The 14,750-nt window shown below is 49.6% G+C and carries 30 protein-coding genes; 23 read left to right on the forward strand and 7 right to left on the reverse strand.

Annotation, left to right across the window (positions count from 1 at the left end; translation table 11 throughout):
- Positions 1-44 precede the first annotated feature (44 nt).
- The 4 genes from B3229_RS04770 to B3229_RS04785 form a co-directional block, all read right to left on the reverse strand.
- Positions 45-908 (reverse strand): replication protein, encoded by an 864-nt coding sequence (locus B3229_RS04770; protein WP_286869849.1) that lies wholly within the window; start codon positions 906-908, stop codon positions 45-47.
- The gene (locus B3229_RS04775; RefSeq protein ID WP_286869854.1) at positions 905-1,048 is read right to left on the reverse strand and encodes a hypothetical protein; all 144 of its coding nucleotides are present in this window, start codon (positions 1,046-1,048) and stop codon (positions 905-907) included. Before B3229_RS04775 ends, B3229_RS04770 begins: the two co-directional genes overlap by 4 nt.
- A gap of 39 nt (positions 1,049-1,087) precedes the next feature.
- Positions 1,088-1,366 (reverse strand): lambda phage CII family protein, encoded by a 279-nt coding sequence (locus tag B3229_RS04780; protein ID WP_033748108.1) that lies wholly within the window; start codon positions 1,364-1,366, stop codon positions 1,088-1,090.
- A gap of 151 nt (positions 1,367-1,517) precedes the next feature.
- Positions 1,518-1,736, reverse strand: a complete 219-nt coding sequence (locus B3229_RS04785; RefSeq protein WP_072010384.1) for a helix-turn-helix transcriptional regulator — start codon at positions 1,734-1,736, stop codon at positions 1,518-1,520.
- Positions 1,737-1,844: 108 nt separating this feature from the next.
- On the opposite strand from B3229_RS04785, the gene B3229_RS04790 reads away from it, so the two are divergent.
- The 4 genes from B3229_RS04790 to B3229_RS04805 all read left to right on the forward strand — a co-directional run bounded on the left by B3229_RS04790 (position 1,845) and on the right by B3229_RS04805 (position 3,693).
- Complete coding sequence (locus B3229_RS04790) at positions 1,845-2,492, forward strand: LexA family protein (protein WP_033748110.1); 648 nt, start codon at positions 1,845-1,847, stop codon at positions 2,490-2,492.
- Between the two features lie 4 nt (positions 2,493-2,496).
- Complete coding sequence (locus tag B3229_RS04795) at positions 2,497-2,595, forward strand: YoaK family small membrane protein (protein WP_143807664.1); 99 nt, start codon at positions 2,497-2,499, stop codon at positions 2,593-2,595.
- Between the two features lie 127 nt (positions 2,596-2,722).
- Positions 2,723-3,292, forward strand: a complete 570-nt coding sequence (locus tag B3229_RS04800; protein WP_033748113.1) for a Panacea domain-containing protein — start codon at positions 2,723-2,725, stop codon at positions 3,290-3,292.
- Entirely contained in the window at positions 3,289-3,693 is a 405-nt protein-coding gene (locus tag B3229_RS04805) for a hypothetical protein (protein WP_072010385.1), read from the forward strand. The genes B3229_RS04800 and B3229_RS04805 overlap by 4 nt, the downstream gene beginning before the upstream one ends.
- Before the next feature lie 466 nt (positions 3,694-4,159).
- Here B3229_RS04805 and B3229_RS04810 read toward each other — a convergent pair whose 3' ends face one another.
- Positions 4,160-4,366: a hypothetical protein gene (locus B3229_RS04810; RefSeq protein ID WP_033748118.1), complete on the reverse strand. Its 207-nt coding sequence runs from the start codon at positions 4,364-4,366 to the stop codon at positions 4,160-4,162.
- Positions 4,367-4,697: 331 nt separating this feature from the next.
- On the opposite strand from B3229_RS04810, the gene B3229_RS04815 reads away from it, so the two are divergent.
- From B3229_RS04815 to B3229_RS04905, 19 genes are all read left to right on the forward strand, one after another.
- Positions 4,698-5,066: an antitermination protein gene (locus tag B3229_RS04815; protein WP_286869869.1), complete on the forward strand. Its 369-nt coding sequence runs from the start codon at positions 4,698-4,700 to the stop codon at positions 5,064-5,066.
- A gap of 278 nt (positions 5,067-5,344) precedes the next feature.
- Positions 5,345-5,695, forward strand: coding sequence for a hypothetical protein (locus B3229_RS04820; protein ID WP_286869872.1), 351 nt, complete (start codon positions 5,345-5,347; stop codon positions 5,693-5,695).
- A 19-nt stretch (positions 5,696-5,714) separates the two neighbouring features.
- Positions 5,715-5,894: a hypothetical protein gene (locus tag B3229_RS04825; RefSeq protein WP_286869875.1), complete on the forward strand. Its 180-nt coding sequence runs from the start codon at positions 5,715-5,717 to the stop codon at positions 5,892-5,894.
- A 312-nt stretch (positions 5,895-6,206) separates the two neighbouring features.
- A complete protein-coding gene (locus B3229_RS04830; protein ID WP_286869878.1) occupies positions 6,207-6,344 on the forward strand; it encodes a hypothetical protein in 138 nt (45 codons plus the stop codon).
- Entirely contained in the window at positions 6,341-6,538 is a 198-nt protein-coding gene (locus B3229_RS04835) for a hypothetical protein (RefSeq protein ID WP_286869880.1), read from the forward strand. The genes B3229_RS04830 and B3229_RS04835 overlap by 4 nt, the downstream gene beginning before the upstream one ends.
- Positions 6,535-6,681 (forward strand): hypothetical protein, encoded by a 147-nt coding sequence (locus B3229_RS04840; protein ID WP_286869883.1) that lies wholly within the window; start codon positions 6,535-6,537, stop codon positions 6,679-6,681. Before B3229_RS04835 ends, B3229_RS04840 begins: the two co-directional genes overlap by 4 nt.
- Positions 6,681-7,361, forward strand: coding sequence for an ATP-binding protein (locus B3229_RS04845; protein WP_286869885.1), 681 nt, complete (start codon positions 6,681-6,683; stop codon positions 7,359-7,361). The genes B3229_RS04840 and B3229_RS04845 overlap by 1 nt, the downstream gene beginning before the upstream one ends.
- Positions 7,358-7,951 (forward strand): DUF669 domain-containing protein, encoded by a 594-nt coding sequence (locus B3229_RS04850; RefSeq protein ID WP_286869887.1) that lies wholly within the window; start codon positions 7,358-7,360, stop codon positions 7,949-7,951. Before B3229_RS04845 ends, B3229_RS04850 begins: the two co-directional genes overlap by 4 nt.
- A gap of 25 nt (positions 7,952-7,976) precedes the next feature.
- Positions 7,977-8,327 carry a hypothetical protein gene (locus B3229_RS04855; RefSeq protein WP_286869889.1) on the forward strand — a complete coding sequence of 117 codons (351 nt, stop codon included), beginning with the start codon at positions 7,977-7,979 and terminating at the stop codon, positions 8,325-8,327.
- Between the two features lie 34 nt (positions 8,328-8,361).
- Positions 8,362-8,520, forward strand: a complete 159-nt coding sequence (locus tag B3229_RS04860) for a hypothetical protein (protein ID WP_286869890.1) — start codon at positions 8,362-8,364, stop codon at positions 8,518-8,520.
- A complete protein-coding gene (locus B3229_RS04865; protein ID WP_286869892.1) occupies positions 8,520-8,801 on the forward strand; it encodes a hypothetical protein in 282 nt (93 codons plus the stop codon). The genes B3229_RS04860 and B3229_RS04865 overlap by 1 nt, the downstream gene beginning before the upstream one ends.
- Positions 8,798-9,328, forward strand: coding sequence for a hypothetical protein (locus tag B3229_RS04870; protein WP_286869893.1), 531 nt, complete (start codon positions 8,798-8,800; stop codon positions 9,326-9,328). Before B3229_RS04865 ends, B3229_RS04870 begins: the two co-directional genes overlap by 4 nt.
- Complete coding sequence (locus tag B3229_RS04875) at positions 9,325-9,552, forward strand: hypothetical protein (protein WP_286869895.1); 228 nt, start codon at positions 9,325-9,327, stop codon at positions 9,550-9,552. The genes B3229_RS04870 and B3229_RS04875 overlap by 4 nt, the downstream gene beginning before the upstream one ends.
- A 237-nt stretch (positions 9,553-9,789) precedes the next feature.
- The gene (locus tag B3229_RS04880; RefSeq protein ID WP_286869897.1) at positions 9,790-10,056 is read left to right on the forward strand and encodes a DUF5405 family protein; all 267 of its coding nucleotides are present in this window, start codon (positions 9,790-9,792) and stop codon (positions 10,054-10,056) included.
- Positions 10,053-10,271: a hypothetical protein gene (locus B3229_RS04885; protein ID WP_286869900.1), complete on the forward strand. Its 219-nt coding sequence runs from the start codon at positions 10,053-10,055 to the stop codon at positions 10,269-10,271. The genes B3229_RS04880 and B3229_RS04885 overlap by 4 nt, the downstream gene beginning before the upstream one ends.
- On the forward strand, positions 10,268-10,810 hold the full coding sequence (locus tag B3229_RS04890; protein WP_286869902.1) for a hypothetical protein: 543 nt from the start codon (positions 10,268-10,270) through the stop codon (positions 10,808-10,810). The genes B3229_RS04885 and B3229_RS04890 overlap by 4 nt, the downstream gene beginning before the upstream one ends.
- Before the next feature lie 47 nt (positions 10,811-10,857).
- On the forward strand, positions 10,858-11,169 hold the full coding sequence (locus tag B3229_RS04895) for a hypothetical protein (protein WP_286869904.1): 312 nt from the start codon (positions 10,858-10,860) through the stop codon (positions 11,167-11,169).
- 97 nt (positions 11,170-11,266) lie between these two features.
- Positions 11,267-11,473 (forward strand): excisionase, encoded by a 207-nt coding sequence (locus B3229_RS04900; RefSeq protein ID WP_072010431.1) that lies wholly within the window; start codon positions 11,267-11,269, stop codon positions 11,471-11,473.
- Positions 11,431-12,609 (forward strand): Arm DNA-binding domain-containing protein, encoded by a 1,179-nt coding sequence (locus B3229_RS04905; protein ID WP_286869908.1) that lies wholly within the window; start codon positions 11,431-11,433, stop codon positions 12,607-12,609. Before B3229_RS04900 ends, B3229_RS04905 begins: the two co-directional genes overlap by 43 nt.
- A 325-nt stretch (positions 12,610-12,934) precedes the next feature.
- Here the strand turns inward: B3229_RS04905 and B3229_RS04910 are convergent, their stop codons facing one another.
- Entirely contained in the window at positions 12,935-13,651 is a 717-nt protein-coding gene (locus B3229_RS04910; RefSeq protein ID WP_286869909.1) for a hypothetical protein, read from the reverse strand.
- Between the two features lie 5 nt (positions 13,652-13,656).
- Positions 13,657-14,646 (reverse strand): hypothetical protein, encoded by a 990-nt coding sequence (locus B3229_RS04915; protein ID WP_286869910.1) that lies wholly within the window; start codon positions 14,644-14,646, stop codon positions 13,657-13,659.
- Between the last annotated feature and the right edge of the window lie 104 nt (positions 14,647-14,750).

Consider the following 14,750-nt stretch of genomic DNA (forward strand, 5'->3'; position numbering starts at 1 on the left):
GGTTCTCACTGCACGCTTACGATTTAATCCGTGGCTTCATGTGATCACCTGTCGAAGAACACGTAGCCAGACTTGGAAACCGTGATTGCTGATTTCACTGAGCTTGAGGCTGCAGCTGCCGGCTTGTCGTCCTGCCAGCGGCTGCCGTTGAGATAGGTTGCGGGATGGAGGTTGTCAAAACCGAACTGCTTGCCCTGCCGGCCGGCGATATCTTCTGCCAGCATCTGAGCAAACTGCTCCGGCGTTCCGCCTGACTCTTTCCGCCACTCCTGATACTTCGACCTGAAAGCTGACATAGCCTTCTGCTTGCCCTTTTTCACCATGCCTGCACACCAGAAGATTTTCTCGAATGCTTCGTCGGCTGCCTGATTCTTTCCTGCAGGCTTAGCGACCTTTTCGCATGTCGACCGAACCTGTTCGGGCAAAGTGTTTTTAATGTCTTTCTTGTCTTTTGTAATATTGTCTTTTGTGGTTACCCGATTCGGGTGAGAGCGATTACCTGATTCGGGTAAAGATTCCTTACCTGATTCGGGTAAATTTACCTGATTCGGGTGAACTGGTTTTTCCCAGTCTCCGATGACTTTGTTAATGCCAGTCAGCCTGCCGTTCTGGCTGAGGATATTACGCTTAACGAGAGCGCTTTTCGCTGCTGAACATTTGTGTGGCAACATCCCTGTCAGCTGTGACAGCTGCTCATTGCTGATCCAGTCAACCTTCTTGTTGAAGCCGTATGTTTTGCGCATGACGGCCATGAATACCAGAAGCTGATGTTGGGTTAGTCCTGCAAGCATGACGGCTTCGAGGAGTTCATTGGCGATGCGCGTGAATCCATCTTCAATATCTGCCACGCGACGCTCTCTTGCCTCGATGTGAGGCGTTAGATCATGTACTTCAGCCAGATTGCTCATTGCCCTTTCCCCTTCGCTTTGGCCTCTTCCAGAATGTGCTTCAGCTTCTCCGCGACAGTCGGGTTGAAGCCTTTGCAGAACTCGATGCGGGCAAGGTTTTTGCGCATTTCTGCCTGGCGTAAAACGTGTTTCTTTGGCATAATCATCTCCGGGATATGCATCGTGGTTGTTGCCCCACCCTACGCCTCAAAGAGTTCATTGCTCTTTGGGGCGTTTCCTTTTGCGAGAAGCTGCGCCACCTGCCGGGCTAAATGAGCCATCTCGTCATCCACGACACCCCATTCCAGTACTGCCAGAAGCATCGAGAACTTCGGTATCCAGTCTCGTTTCCAGCGGCTTATCTGCGCCTTATCGACACCAACAGCAGCTGCTGTCTTTTCAGTGCCTAACAGGGCGATTTTGTTGAGCAAGGCGCTTTCAATGCGCAATGCCTCGTTGCGTTTCTTTGCATGATCCATTTCGTATGATTCCTTGGTGATAAGTTGTTGTTCAGACGTGACAAAGCCGCAGCTATTGCCACGAACGTTTTGTTGTTTCGTTTGAGTTAGTCGCCACGTTCTCGGTGGCTTCCGTAGGACTTCATGTCCGTTGTAAAAAGAGCGGGTACTGCTAAGCGGCTTTACTTTTTGAAGGTGGGAAAACATCATCTAGAGAACAATGGCATCCCAGCTTCTTTAGGCCTTCAACAATCAGTCGACAATCGTTGAGTCCAGGGGTACGGATATTCAGCTCATAGTTGGCAATTCGTGACTGTCCCCAACCAATCGCCGAAGCAAGAACAGCCTGCGAAACTCCGATTTTCTTTCGCTGCTGTGCAATGTTGTTCATTGCGTTCTCCTTGGCGTTAAACAGAACACCATTACACACAAAATGTGATTAACAGTCAACCTCAATTCGTGTACGGAGTGCAATCACGAACCGTGGTAAATTTATTGGATGAAAACAATGCATGAATTAATCGGGGAAAGGATTAAGTCCCTGCGTGAAGCAAAAGGACTTAGCCAGGTACAGCTAGCCAAACTTTGCGGTTGGGCGGCTCCGTCTCGTCTGGGGAATTATGAGTTAGGCACACGTAAGGTAAGTGCTGACGACGCGGTAATCCTTGGTTCTGCCCTTGGCGTATCACCAGCCAAGATCATGTTTGGTGATGAGTCTGATTCAGTTTTCAAACAATATGAATATCCATTGTTCGCGCACGTCCAGGCTGGCCCATTTGCCGAGGTCGGCAGCTACACGGCCAGTGACGCTAAGGCATGGGTGCCAACGACGAAGAAAGCCAGTGAGAAAGCGTTCTGGCTTGAGGTAAAGGGACATTCAATGACGGCACCACAGGGTGTGCGCCCGAGCTTTCCTGAAGGGATGCTGATACTGATTGATCCGGCTGAACCGGTAGAGTCGGGTGATTTCTGTATTGCATCTGCGAACGGTGACTCAGAAGTAACGTTCAAGAAGTACGAGCTGGACAGTGGCGTTAGTTACCTGGTGCCGCTGAACCCTGCATACAGGATTCTGGACTGCGACCACAGTATCCGCATCATTGGCAAGGTGGTTAAGGCTCAGTGGCCGGAAGAGACGTTTGGGTGATGAAATGAAGATTGGATACATCTTCCCTGCTGTTTGTGGGATAGCAGGGATAGCACTCCTGGTATGGTTCATTGCCAGCGGCGCCTGGATGCCAGGTGCTTAGGCCGGAAGATACGTTTGGGTAAAATGAGGCTGAAGGGTTACAGGCCAATAAGCCTGATTGACTACAGCATCACTTGTATTCATAATCACACTTGAGATTACTAATTAGGTAGTCTGGGAGGTTGAGTATGTACAGCGAAAATAAAGCAGCTCAAATGGCTGGTTACCTACTGTTGAAACGTGGTGGGCGCATGGCATATATCAAACTCATGAAACTGCTTTACCTGGCTGATCGTGAGTATATGATCAGTTATGGCGACTCAATGACTGGTGACCGCGCAGTGTCCATGAACAATGGTCCTGTATTGTCACGAACCTATGACCTGCTTAAGTCAGGCAGCCCTCTTGAAGAATCACCTTGGGATGACTGGATAAAAGGTGAATCGAATTATGAGGTTTCAGTCAAAAAGCCAGTTCATGGGCTTGAAGACGATGATGCTTTCGATGAGCTAAGCCGAGCTGATATAAAAATTCTGGATAAAGTTTTCTCAGAGTTTGGTCATTATAAGCGCTTTGAGCTTTGTGAATTAACGCACCGAATTTGTTCTGAGTGGCAAGATCCTCACGGGTCGTCTGTTGCGATCAATCCAAAATCCATTTTCATGGCTGGCGGGAAATCTGAAGCGGAAGCCGAAGCTCTCCTTGATAGAATGAGAGCGCGCGACCAACTCAAAAAATTCAGCAGTGAGCTAGCATGACAGTTTACTCACCATACAGGAAAGGCACCGTATTGGCCCCTGTTGGTGGGTCTAAACATCTACATATCATTTGTAACGATCCAGTGTACCATCCTGTCCATGGTTGCGAATGCGTACTGGTCGTTAATATCACCACGGTATATCCGGCTCCAGTACACCACGATCCAGCATGTATTTTACGTGCTGGAGAGCACCCATTTGTGCATCATGACAGTTATGTTTTCTATGCCGATGCTATTGTATGGAAAGTCCCTAATGTGGTTTCTAGGGAAGAAAGCGGAGAATTGGAAAAACACGCTGATATGGAAGAAAGCGTTTTTCAGCGTGTACTATCAGGATTCGAATCTTCTGATTTTACACCTAACAAGGTGCTAAAGTTTTATCGCCAACACTGCAAATAAACCCGGCCACAGCGCCGGGTTTTTTATTGCGCCGATCCCCATATGACCGCCACCCTATCTCGTTGATATACCAGTAGAAGATCTCAATACCTTCAGTTTTGCCCGCCACACCGATCCCTATGGTTAACGATGTCATTAATGGTAAACGGTTTACCAATGGTGAACTCGTTGCCACTCCTGCACCCGCCACCGCACCGGGTTTTTCATGCCCACCCCTAAAGCTATCTCCTGCCGTGCCGATAACACTAATGTCCAGAGAGACACGGCCTCAGGGCCGGAACAAGCTGATTGTCCGCATCACTCTTGCCCGCCGTGTGCGGGCTTTTTTTGCCGCTTACGCTTGCAGGTAAAAAAATATCGGCCAATAATGAAAGTGAAATATATCCATCACTTTGCTTGTTGCTCGACAAGTTACCGCCAGCGCTGGTCTGGCGGTTTTTTTTGCCCGCAATCCTGACCTGCACCGTCAGTGCGTCGTCGACAGCAGAGCCAGCGCCATCTGCACTACTATGTCATCTGCTTTATCAGCATAAAGACCTGTTATCTTCTCCTTTATTGCCAGATTAGTTATCGCCCGCCCCTCCCTCAGCAGCTCCATAGTCCCCCTACCAAGAACCTCTCCCACCTCAGGCATCATCTTCCTGTGCAAGTCAGCCACATCTTTGTTTCTCATGCCACCAACCTCCTCCTGTTAAGCCATGAAATCTTAGCACTGAGTCGAGCGCTGTACGGGTTTTTTGCGGCTGTAGAAAAATAAATACACAAAAAAATCACACACATAGCGTGTCATATTAAATTTATACACAATTTGTGATTGACCATTAAATCACAATATGTGAATATCTCTCCATCAGCAGGACGCTGGCGCAGTACGAAACGGATAGCAGCTCTTTGTAACAACGAGCGGGAAGCTCTACGGAAGGTGCCGAGAACGCACCGAACTCAAACAGTGGTTACTGAGTGCATTGTTGCGACAGTGCAGCCAGTAACTAACCGGAGGATTTATGGCGAACATCGTCTATGGCAAATCACTTAACCCTGTTGGAAAAGATAACGCGAAGTCACGCCGCAACGCTCGCCGGGCTGAAGAGGCTATTAAGGCGCGTGAGATTGAAGCGATTCTGGCGAGCGCATTTAGTCAGGAAGCGCCGCAGCGTCGCGTGGAACTGAGCCGCGCTGAGATTGCCTGCAAACGGCCGGCAGCTGACCGCGTAGTTAAAGCGGTTGAAACCGAGACCGAATATCACAAGCAGATTCTGGCAGGCGCCGCGAAATACATGGGCGGTGAAGTACAGGACGGGATGTGCTTACCGCAAGTCGCTGTCTACGCAGCTGGCTATCGCAAATCTAAAGATATCGTAACTGCGAGGTGAGAAATGCTGGTTGTTGGCGGAAAATACCCAACCAAGAATGGGCTTACATTTGAAGTTCAGCGCGATGATTCGGAGCTATTCACCGTTTATCAGTTCTTTGGCGTCGTAACAAAACCAGATGGCCAACTAGACCGGATAGCCTTTTACACAGCAGGCGGTCGTTATAAGGAATCGCCCTGCGAATACGACTTAATTTTGAACTAACAGGCTGCCACCCGCAGCCTTTTTACTGGAGCCCACCATGATCAACATGGTGGCGGGTTATTTAGGAGGGTGAGATGAGTGAATTTAAGGGCACGCCGGGGCCTTGGATTGCCATTGAAAAATATATTGATGAGCCACTTAACATCACTGATAGCAATGGATTTAAGGTTGTATCAGCTGAGAGGGTAGCAATATTGGATGGATGGGATGAAAAGGGGTTTCAGCATTGGGGAGATATTGGCGGGCACCGTGAGTTGAACCCAACTGAATATAAAGCAAACTCGCACCTCATTGCCGCAGCACCTGAGCTTCTTGAGGCGCTGCAGGCAATGCTTAACAAGGCATACAAGCAGAACTGGAATGACCAATATCCAGATGAAATAGAGACGGCTCAGGCTGCTATAGCCCGAGCATTGGGCCAGTAACCACTACAGGAGAGAGAGTATGCAATGCATTGTTTTGCTCAACGTAGATGACCCTGAAGACGCGGAAATCGCTAAGGATGCATTCGGCGACAACCTGGTATTCGACAGTTACAACGAAGCTGATGACTGGTGCGCCCGAAATGCAGCAAGGACCTGGCTGAAAGTCATCAACCTTGATGACGACGACGACGATGACTGATAGCAGCGCAATGGCTTGTCACGACAGGCCATGACGGTGCTAGTCACCAACGCCTTTAGAGGGCTTGAGATAACCAGACAGTAACACTCCCTATGGGCACCGCAATGGTGCCCATCTTTTTGACACCAACCAAATTTAATGAGGTATCCCCATGCGTCTTTCTTTCGCAGGGGCAGCATCGGGCTGCCCACAAAACACTATGTTCGCATTCAAATTAACCGGCGCAGACGTTATGTCGTGGAAGCCGAAGAGCCGCTTACAGAAGCTGGTAGAGCGTCTGATTCAGTCAGTAACACAGCCGGGGAATCCGCAATGAACGCGCCGACAGCAGTTGAGCTGTACCGCAAGCAGCAGGAAGAGCTGGAGCGTCAGCGCCGGGAAGATGAGCGACTGACTGGCTTCGACTTCACCCGCATGCTCCTCCAGAAATTAGGCCTGAGGGCTAAGTGATGAAGCTGAAAATCGAGTGCGGCGAGTTGAAGACTCGCGCCGGATATCGCCCCGGCATGTTGGTTATCGAAGCTGATGAAGTGTCCCTTCTCGACTTCAACGGCAAGCAGCTACTCAACCAGATGGACATTAAAGACGTCATGGAGTGGCTTACAGAGCAGGGTTACACGATTCGTCAGGAGATAGCAGCATGATTGACCCGGATATGTATTTCATCGAGATGATGCAGGCCATTTTAGAGCCTGTGCTCGAGAAGATGACGCCAGAGCAAGCCGCACAGGAAGCGATTGCTGATTACCGTACGGAGCAGCAGGCAGCACAGATGGGGATTAACTGATGGGCACAGCAACGCTAGTTCTCGGCGATTCAGGCACGGGCAAATCGACAAGCCTGCGTAACCTGAATCCTGAAGAGGTCATTCTGGTGAAGGCGGTGGGCAAGCCCCTGCCGTTCAAGTCACGCGACTGGACGCCGTGGGATGCGGCGCAGAAGAAAGGCACGGTAGTTAACACAGATAAGTGGGAATTCATCGTCGGCGTTATCAAAAGGGCGCGCGAGTACGGAAAGCGGATCGTCATCATCGACGACTTCCAGTACGTGATGAGCAACGAGTTTATGCGCCGATCCGACGAGAAGTCATTCGACAAGTTTACGGAGATTGGCCGGCACGCATGGGAGGTTATCAAAGCCGCTCAGGACGCGCCTGATGACCTTCGCGTCTACTTCCTTGCCCACACAGAAGAGACGGCGATGGGTCGCGTGAAGATGAAGACGATCGGCAAAATGCTCGACGAAAAAATCACTGTCGAAGGCATGTTCACTATCGTTCTCCGAACCCTCACCCGCGATGACCAGTTCTTCTTCACCACCAAAAACAACGGCGCTGACACGGTTAAATCACCGATGGGCATGTTCGACGCCAACGAAATCGACAACGACCTGGCTTTCGTGGATGCAACCATCTGCGACTACTGGGGCTTATCCAATGTTCATAACCTGAAGGAATCAGCCGCATGAGTAATGTGATTTTCACCTACAACCACGAAGCAGCATTAACCGCCGGTCAGGGCGGTTTTATCAACGAGAGTGGCGCATACGTTCTCACCATCACCGAGGCGGCGCTCACCACCTCTTCAGGCGGCGCGAAGGCTATCGAGTTCTCTGGCGAATCCGATGATGGTCGCAAAGTGCAGTACCTGAGCGTCTATGTCAGCAAAAAAGACGGCAGCGAGAACACCTTCGGCGTGAATATGGTTCACGCAATCATGGGCTGCGCTGGCGTGAAGCAGCTCACCAACCAGATGAAAGCGGCCGGCCAGTTCGTTGCGCCTGAATTCGCAGGCAAGAAAGTCGGGCTGGTGCTGCAGAAAGTCCTCCGTAGCAAGAATGACGGCTCTGATACCTATGGACTGGAGATTCGCTTGCCGTTTATCGCACAAACTCGCCAGACGCTGCTGGAGAAGGCAGAAGGCAAGAACGCCGAAGCCGTTGACCGCATGGCTGCGGGACTGAAGGACAAAGACGAGCGCAAGAAAGGCTCTGCAAGCGGTAACACAGCAGGCTATCAAGACTACCCGCAGCACGACGACGGTTTCACTCCTTTCTGATTTAACCCTCCACTAAGGCACCTGTATGACTCTTACACCGCTTGAATCGGCGCATTACGCACGCCTGTCAGAAATACAAAAGGAAAGGTTTCTGTGGCGTACAGAGCAGATGACGCCGCATCAGAGGAAGTGTCAGCAGGTTGCCTTAGCCGCGGTAGAAGCAACGCAGGCGGCGAAACGTGGCGAGGAGCACGAGCGCAGGTTGACGCCGGAAAGGAAGATTCAGCTCATGGAAGAGCGCCGGTTGCGTCAGGTAGTCAGAGAGACGGCTGTGCGCCCTCCTCTTCCTCGTATCATCGTCACGAAGCCGGGCGTGCTGTGGATGGATTACCAGAATGAGAGGCGCGGAAGGTTTGGCGCTGTGGTGCAGGACTAACTATTTCGCCGCTCAGCGGCACAGGAGATGACAGATGAGTGGACACTGCGATAACTGCGGCTGCCGTAAGGTTTCCGGCTACTGCACTAATTGCCAGGAGGAAGCGTATATCGCTTTCGAGCAAGCGCCGGATATGGAGTTCAGCGAAGAATTTATGCAGAAGGCATGGGAACAGCAGAAGGAGATTTCCTGATGGGCGCTAAAAAAGTCTGGGATGGCCGTCAGCTGCCGGATGTTGGTGATGAGGTGCTGATTCACCTGGCCAGCGCTGATAGATGGGAACGTCGCGAGGTTTCTGGCTTTAAAATATGGCCTCATTTGGATGGCGACGGAGCTTATCACCGCATCTTCGTAAAAGTCTTCAACGTGCAGGATGGAAAGCGCATACCAAACGAGCGCCTTTTAAAAGATATTCGCCCAATTTTCTGGCGTGAAGGCGACGATTACAACCCAACAGCTGAAGGGGCCAAATGATGCAATTTACGGAAGAGCAGAGAGAGGTGCTTGCTGGGCTGTGCAGAATTGAGATTAAACGCTGGAAGGCTGCATCAGAATCGAATCCCAATATGCGCTACATGGTAGAGCTGATGGAGATCTCCCTGGCGGCGCTGGCGGCTGAGCCTGTCGCCTTCTTGGGCGAAGCAGATGGTGAGTTTGAGTATAACGGGTGTCGCTCATTTTCTTTCTGTCCAGAAAAGGTAACGGAGTTCTATTCAGCGCCGCCAGTTGCCGCGCTGAGGCTGCCGGTAGATGGGCTTCCAGACGTCAGCGAGGAAAGCTATGAATACCGTACCGGCTTCGCTATGGGCTGCGCCTGTTATGCAAAAAGAGTTATTGAGCTGAACGGCACCGCGCCCGCCATCAACCTTGCGGAGCTGGTTCCTGATGAGAATGAGATTGAGCGCATTTACTCCATCTACTGCACACAAACAGTCGGATCTAAAAACGCCCTGCGGCACATCCGCAACGAACTTCTGCGTAAAATTGAGGAGGTGAAATGATTAGTGATGAGAGGATTGAGTATATAGCGACAACGGGCAACGCCCGCGGTAAGGATTCGCAGGAAATGGCAAAGGAGCTGCTGGCGCATCGCAAGGCGCGCGAAGGCTGGAAGCTCGTGCCGGTCGAGCCGACAAAGGAAATGTGGGACGCATATGATGATGCGCCAGACGATATCGACAGTGAATGGGCCGCCATGCTGGCAGCAGCGCCGGAGCCCGAATGAAAAACTGCGAACCCATTAAGCAGCAGCATATGACCGCGTAATGCGGTTTTTTTACGCCCAAATTTCGGAGGTAAGCATGCACCTCTATCTCATCATCATCATGTTTCAGTCTGGCAGCTTAACTCATATCCCGTTTGATAACTCTGCCAGTTGTATCGAATCAGTTAAGACCATCAGCAAGCAAATTCCAGCCAATACAGGCTATGTGACATGCCTGGTAGATAAGGGGAAATGAGTATGAAAATTGATATCGGTGACAAGTACGTCCTGACCGCTGACCAGTTCCAGTTCATCGTACAGGAGAAGAAAATCGTCAAGGAAGGCAAGAACGCTGGCGGTGAATATCTCTCGCTGGTCGGTTACTTCCCGAAGCTCAGCCAGGCGATTGCCGGCCTGATTCATCTCGATGTGCAGATGTCAGATGTGCAGTCGCTGCAGGAGATGGAACAGCATATCCGCCGCGTATCTGAGCAGTGCGAACAGGCATTCAAGGAGGCGGTATGAATTTTCCAGATGCAGCAGATGAAGCAGCAGCAAGAGAGCAGCAGCTGATTGAGGTAGCGCTGGCGAACAGGCCGAAGCCGAGCATGACCTTTACCGGCGTATGCCATAACGGTGATTGCGGCGAGAAGATAGCGAAGGGTTTCTTTTGCTGTTGCGAATGCAGAGAGGACTTTGAGCGCGTGCTGTGGGCGCAGAAGCAGAGGAGCTTGGTATGAAGGTAACCCAGAGCACCATTCAACAGTTGGTTATCACCGACGCTGACAGGCTAGACCCGGTAAAAGTGATGATTGAAAACCTCCGCCCCGGCGCTGGCAGCATCACCATTACCTGCTTCGGCAAGTCATGGACGTCATACTGGGGCTCCATGTCTGACCGCACGATTCAAGAATTCTTCATCGACTGTAACGATTCATACCTTATCAACTGCCTTAGCCGTGGCATTCGATCAGCCATCGAGGGGGAAGATAACGAAGCCAATATTGAATTCGTTAAAAAGGAAATTTTAAAGCTTCGCCGTGAGAAGGAAATTGACCAATTTGAGGCCCGAGAATATTGGGATGAGGCTGATGGAGCGGATGATGTGAAAGACATGGTTTGCAACTGGCACAGCCATTCATCTCTTCGCAAGGTGTTTGGAGATGAACCTTGGCACGCCAGCTGGCCCACCGCACCAAATCCAGATTACGACTACCTCGAAAGAATCGTGCAGGCTGTTCGAGAAGCCATTAAGCAAACCACTGTCGTACCCGCCTAACCCCCAGCCCACCCTATTCACGATCGCGCTCTGCGTGAGGAGTTGTTATGTCTGATGAAGACGCTCTTGAGCTTGCCGCCAAGGCTGCGGGGCATCGCACATTCGGTTTCGACGAACAGGGAAACATACTTATCGACCCGGTGGTTTATACGCCGTGGAACCCTCTGAATAATGATGCAGACGCATTTCATCTGGCCCATCAGATGGACATGAATATCCACTACGGGCCGAAGGTAATTCTGGTGAGTGAACCGGCCGGCGCCTGCAGCTATACGGTCGATATCGATGGACCAGATATCATGAGCCATACGAGAAAGGCGATCACCTATCTCGCCGCCAGTGTTGGCGAATGGCTATGAACACCCTCAGCGACATCTCCCCCGGCGAGTTCACTCTGTGGCTCGCCGTTTTTATTTGCTTAGCCGCGGCCTGGATATGGCCGGATAAGGAGTAGATATGAGCCTTGATGTAATGCCCATTTCAGCATACTGCCAAACCACAGGAGAATCGGAGGAAGCCATTAACAAACGGATACAAAGGAAGATCTGGAGGATGGGGGTTCACGTATTAAAAGTGGACGGCGTCCGGGAGCGCTGGATTGATACAGAAGAGGTGAACCGATGGGCAAGAAGCAGCAAGGATCCGCTTTACCGCGCGGAATAACCGTGCGCCGCCATAAGACTGGCGAAACGCTGCAGCTGACATTTACGTTTAATGGCGTTCTGTGCAGAGAGCCATTGTCGGGAATGGAGGTGAATGCACGAAACATAAAGTATGCCGAGCGATATCTGGGAGAGATACAAAACCGCATCGCGTCGGGGGATTTTAACTACCTGCAGTACTTCCCCCGCTCAAAAAAGGCCGCACTGTTTGGGCATCAGAAGAAGAAAAAGACGGTAAAGGACTACCTCGAGGAGTACCTGGTCATCAGTGAAAACCGCAACCTGTCACCCTCTACTCTGGACGGCTACAGGAAGTGCCTGCGATCGCTGAGGTTGCTCCACAACATCTACGTGACGGAGCTGACGCCAGCTGCGCTTAAAAGCTGGGTATCGACACAGAAAACCAAGCTGAAGACCATCCGAAACCGGCTGTCGTTTTTGCGCAGTGCCATTGATGAAGCGGTGACGGATGGGCTTATCAGTGATAACCCAGTCGCGCACATCAGCGCATCTCGCTACTTCTCTGTTGAGTATGGAAACACAGAGGAATACGAGGTTGACCCATTCACTCCTGCGGAAATAAGCATCATCTATATGCACTGCCTCTATCCACAGTGGAAAGCGACATTCCAGTTTGCGCTGAACACTGGCGTGCGCCCTTCCGAGCTCTGCGCGCTTCGGTGGAGGGATATAGATTTCGAAAGGAAGACAGCGTTTGTGCAGAACGCCGTTGTTGAGGGTGTGGAGAAATCTACCAAGACGCGCGCCGGCACAAGGAAGATAGATTTGAACGAGGAGGCGATCGAGGCGCTCGGCATCATGAAGCAGTTCACGCAGCTTAAGAGCGAGTTTGTTTTCGAAGACCCGCGCACTGGCGAGCCGTGGGCAGGCTCTGATGCTATCCGGCAGAAGGCATGGCGCATCATCATGCGCGAGTCAAAGCTCAGGTATCGCAATCCGTATCAGACACGTCACACGTTTGCGACGATGCATATCAGCTCTGGTGCAAACCTGTTCTGGCTCTGTAAGCAAATGGGACATAAAGGACCGGACATGCTGTTCAGAAATTACGGCTCTTACCTGGTCGATTACGACGGACATCTGTCGAGGCCGGGGATCAAAACCGGAAGTGATTAATGGGGCAATTTGCAGAAAAATGCACGTGTAGTGCACGTGAAAAAGGATCCTTTTATGAAACCATTATCTATCATGAGGTTACGAAGATATGAACGCGGGTTCGAATCCCCCTCTCACCGCCATCATTTCAGAGAAAAGCCTGAACTTACGTTCAGGCTTTTTTCGTTTATATCTCTCAGTAAGAGGGGTATGAGACCCCCGCCGGGGTTCGACAACAGGCGCAGCCCGTTGGACAGCGGAGCCTGCGACGCTGCCCGCAGAGCGAGCGCAGCGAGTCAATCCCCCTCTCACCGCCACAAATTCAAGAAAATACAGGCACGAAATTTTATTGTTCATATTTTTTAATGAGTTTCATTTGTTCTTTTAAAACAGCATATTTTCTCAATTTTTTTGAAAAAGAAATTGCCCAAAAAAGAGATATGAAATTTTCAATAAAAATGTAAGCAAACCTTAAGATTACAATAATAATGATGAACATTAAAATTATTGTGGATATGTTTATAAAGTTCAAAGGGGAATGATAAAGGGTTAAAATTGAATTAAAAACGCTAATACTGTACCACGCCAAAAAAGCAAGAAATAGAGTATAAAAAAATATGTGGCCCGTCACTTTTTTTAATGAACAAACAGGCATTTCATCCCGTTTATAATTGAAAATCTGATTACAGTCAAGGAAAGATAAAAAACCTGTACTATTCATTCGAACATTATTATCATAAATGTAACTAAACAGAACCCTTAATACAGGTAGAGGATAAAATAAACCATACTGCCTAAGTTTTAGCTCCTTTATTAAAATATCATATTCCCCATCAACATCATTAATTTCACTAATTATCTTTAGCGCAATAACCTTATCGTCTACAGACAACCTAATAAAACCAGATGAAAGATTCATTTTGAAAATAAAGACAAAAGGGAAGCAAAGGCGTTTTATTAAGCGAGCCAGCCATAAAGCAGCAGCAACAAATAAAGGACCCGTAATAGCTTTCAAGTGGTCCTCGAACAACCAAGAATCTTTTATAGTATCTATTATATTCATTATATTCATTCCTTTATATTAAGAATCTCACCGCACAGACGTAGCTCCGGAGGCTCTGCCATTTTGATACGCCCAATGCGTACAGGTAACGTCCCCTCCCGCTGGCATAGATTCTTAATAGCGTGCCACTCTTCAGTTTCTGATTCCATATGTGTCGTAACCGAGTCGAAAGCACCCTCGGCAATAATGATGGCAGGCTCTTTATCTGATTCCTTGTCGGCCGTCACTACGTCATGTTCATCAGAAAGTTCGTCTTTCAGTTCAGCCAGACTGGCTTTAAGTTCATTAAGACTACTGGCGGCATCCTCCGGCGCATAAAAAAAGAGGCCGCTAATGAAAGTAGCTTCCATGACTTCCCTAAAACAAAAAGATGTGTCGCCATAAATGAAGCTGCTATGCCCTGCACTTTTCACACCTGATACATTTTTGTTCAGCAATTTATCTTTTGCGGAGTCAATCAATACCTGTTTATTATAAAGGATAACAGGCAGATTTTTAACTTCATGAATGTCGCCGCTAATGCTCCAGCGCTCTTTATCTCCCTTAATGAAGCCGGAAGCGCTACAGCTCGTTTCGATGTCAAACTCCTCGGTTGGGATGCGCTCACGGTTAAAATAGCTTGTAAGATCTTCTCCTTCTTCCATGTCCTGATATTGATAAGCGCGATAAACTGAACTATGGCGGTCAATTCCAATCCATTCGATATCCCAAGTGGCGGGTCCCGATGGTTTTCGGACCTCATCAATATAAGCGCCCACATCTCTGTCCAGATAAGCGGCTAACAACGCCTTCCAGGGTTCTATTGCCAGAAATATGCTTGCCAGCGCTGTTCCTTCCTCTATCAGAACATCGTGGTGGAAAAAACGAAGAAGAAAGAATGGATCGGTACTGGCTACTGCGTTCTGTATCGAGAGCAAGGGAACCGCTGTCGTTTCATCGTATGTGGATTGAAATCGCAATATGGCATCCGAACAGAAAATTAAGTTTCCTTCCATCGATCTCTATCTCCAGATGTTATCAGACCGGGCATTTTACCAAACCAGAAAGCGTTATCGCATACTGGTTTTGCCAGAGTGATGCCCTTGTAAAATAAAACAAG

The sequence above is a fragment of the Pantoea sp. UBA5035 genome, from assembly GCF_002415245.1.
GTDB classification, from domain to species: domain Bacteria; phylum Pseudomonadota; class Gammaproteobacteria; order Enterobacterales; family Enterobacteriaceae; genus Pantoea; species Pantoea septica.

What these genes read in the sequence shown, in the direction of transcription:
- B3229_RS04770 (WP_286869849.1), bottom strand. Translation starts at nt 908, where the DNA reads ATGAGCAATCTGGCTGAAGTACATGATCTAACGCCTCACATCGAGGCA.
- B3229_RS04775 (WP_286869854.1), bottom strand. Translation starts at nt 1,048, where the DNA reads ATGCCAAAGAAACACGTTTTACGCCAGGCAGAAATGCGCAAAAACCTT.
- B3229_RS04780 (WP_033748108.1), bottom strand. Translation starts at nt 1,366, where the DNA reads ATGGATCATGCAAAGAAACGCAACGAGGCATTGCGCATTGAAAGCGCC.
- B3229_RS04785 (WP_072010384.1), bottom strand. Translation starts at nt 1,736, where the DNA reads ATGAACAACATTGCACAGCAGCGAAAGAAAATCGGAGTTTCGCAGGCT.
- B3229_RS04790 (WP_033748110.1), top strand. Translation starts at nt 1,845, where the DNA reads ATGAAAACAATGCATGAATTAATCGGGGAAAGGATTAAGTCCCTGCGT.
- B3229_RS04795 (WP_143807664.1), top strand. Translation starts at nt 2,497, where the DNA reads ATGAAGATTGGATACATCTTCCCTGCTGTTTGTGGGATAGCAGGGATA.
- B3229_RS04800 (WP_033748113.1), top strand. Translation starts at nt 2,723, where the DNA reads ATGTACAGCGAAAATAAAGCAGCTCAAATGGCTGGTTACCTACTGTTG.
- B3229_RS04805 (WP_072010385.1), top strand. Translation starts at nt 3,289, where the DNA reads ATGACAGTTTACTCACCATACAGGAAAGGCACCGTATTGGCCCCTGTT.
- B3229_RS04810 (WP_033748118.1), bottom strand. Translation starts at nt 4,366, where the DNA reads ATGAGAAACAAAGATGTGGCTGACTTGCACAGGAAGATGATGCCTGAG.
- B3229_RS04815 (WP_286869869.1), top strand. Translation starts at nt 4,698, where the DNA reads ATGGCGAACATCGTCTATGGCAAATCACTTAACCCTGTTGGAAAAGAT.
- B3229_RS04820 (WP_286869872.1), top strand. Translation starts at nt 5,345, where the DNA reads ATGAGTGAATTTAAGGGCACGCCGGGGCCTTGGATTGCCATTGAAAAA.
- B3229_RS04825 (WP_286869875.1), top strand. Translation starts at nt 5,715, where the DNA reads ATGCAATGCATTGTTTTGCTCAACGTAGATGACCCTGAAGACGCGGAA.
- B3229_RS04830 (WP_286869878.1), top strand. Translation starts at nt 6,207, where the DNA reads ATGAACGCGCCGACAGCAGTTGAGCTGTACCGCAAGCAGCAGGAAGAG.
- B3229_RS04840 (WP_286869883.1), top strand. Translation starts at nt 6,535, where the DNA reads ATGATTGACCCGGATATGTATTTCATCGAGATGATGCAGGCCATTTTA.
- B3229_RS04845 (WP_286869885.1), top strand. Translation starts at nt 6,681, where the DNA reads ATGGGCACAGCAACGCTAGTTCTCGGCGATTCAGGCACGGGCAAATCG.
- B3229_RS04850 (WP_286869887.1), top strand. Translation starts at nt 7,358, where the DNA reads ATGAGTAATGTGATTTTCACCTACAACCACGAAGCAGCATTAACCGCC.
- B3229_RS04855 (WP_286869889.1), top strand. Translation starts at nt 7,977, where the DNA reads ATGACTCTTACACCGCTTGAATCGGCGCATTACGCACGCCTGTCAGAA.
- B3229_RS04860 (WP_286869890.1), top strand. Translation starts at nt 8,362, where the DNA reads ATGAGTGGACACTGCGATAACTGCGGCTGCCGTAAGGTTTCCGGCTAC.
- B3229_RS04865 (WP_286869892.1), top strand. Translation starts at nt 8,520, where the DNA reads ATGGGCGCTAAAAAAGTCTGGGATGGCCGTCAGCTGCCGGATGTTGGT.
- B3229_RS04870 (WP_286869893.1), top strand. Translation starts at nt 8,798, where the DNA reads ATGATGCAATTTACGGAAGAGCAGAGAGAGGTGCTTGCTGGGCTGTGC.
- B3229_RS04875 (WP_286869895.1), top strand. Translation starts at nt 9,325, where the DNA reads ATGATTAGTGATGAGAGGATTGAGTATATAGCGACAACGGGCAACGCC.
- B3229_RS04880 (WP_286869897.1), top strand. Translation starts at nt 9,790, where the DNA reads ATGAAAATTGATATCGGTGACAAGTACGTCCTGACCGCTGACCAGTTC.
- B3229_RS04885 (WP_286869900.1), top strand. Translation starts at nt 10,053, where the DNA reads ATGAATTTTCCAGATGCAGCAGATGAAGCAGCAGCAAGAGAGCAGCAG.
- B3229_RS04890 (WP_286869902.1), top strand. Translation starts at nt 10,268, where the DNA reads ATGAAGGTAACCCAGAGCACCATTCAACAGTTGGTTATCACCGACGCT.
- B3229_RS04895 (WP_286869904.1), top strand. Translation starts at nt 10,858, where the DNA reads ATGTCTGATGAAGACGCTCTTGAGCTTGCCGCCAAGGCTGCGGGGCAT.
- B3229_RS04900 (WP_072010431.1), top strand. Translation starts at nt 11,267, where the DNA reads ATGAGCCTTGATGTAATGCCCATTTCAGCATACTGCCAAACCACAGGA.
- B3229_RS04905 (WP_286869908.1), top strand. Translation starts at nt 11,431, where the DNA reads ATGGGCAAGAAGCAGCAAGGATCCGCTTTACCGCGCGGAATAACCGTG.
- B3229_RS04910 (WP_286869909.1), bottom strand. Translation starts at nt 13,651, where the DNA reads ATGAATATAATAGATACTATAAAAGATTCTTGGTTGTTCGAGGACCAC.
- B3229_RS04915 (WP_286869910.1), bottom strand. Translation starts at nt 14,646, where the DNA reads ATGGAAGGAAACTTAATTTTCTGTTCGGATGCCATATTGCGATTTCAA.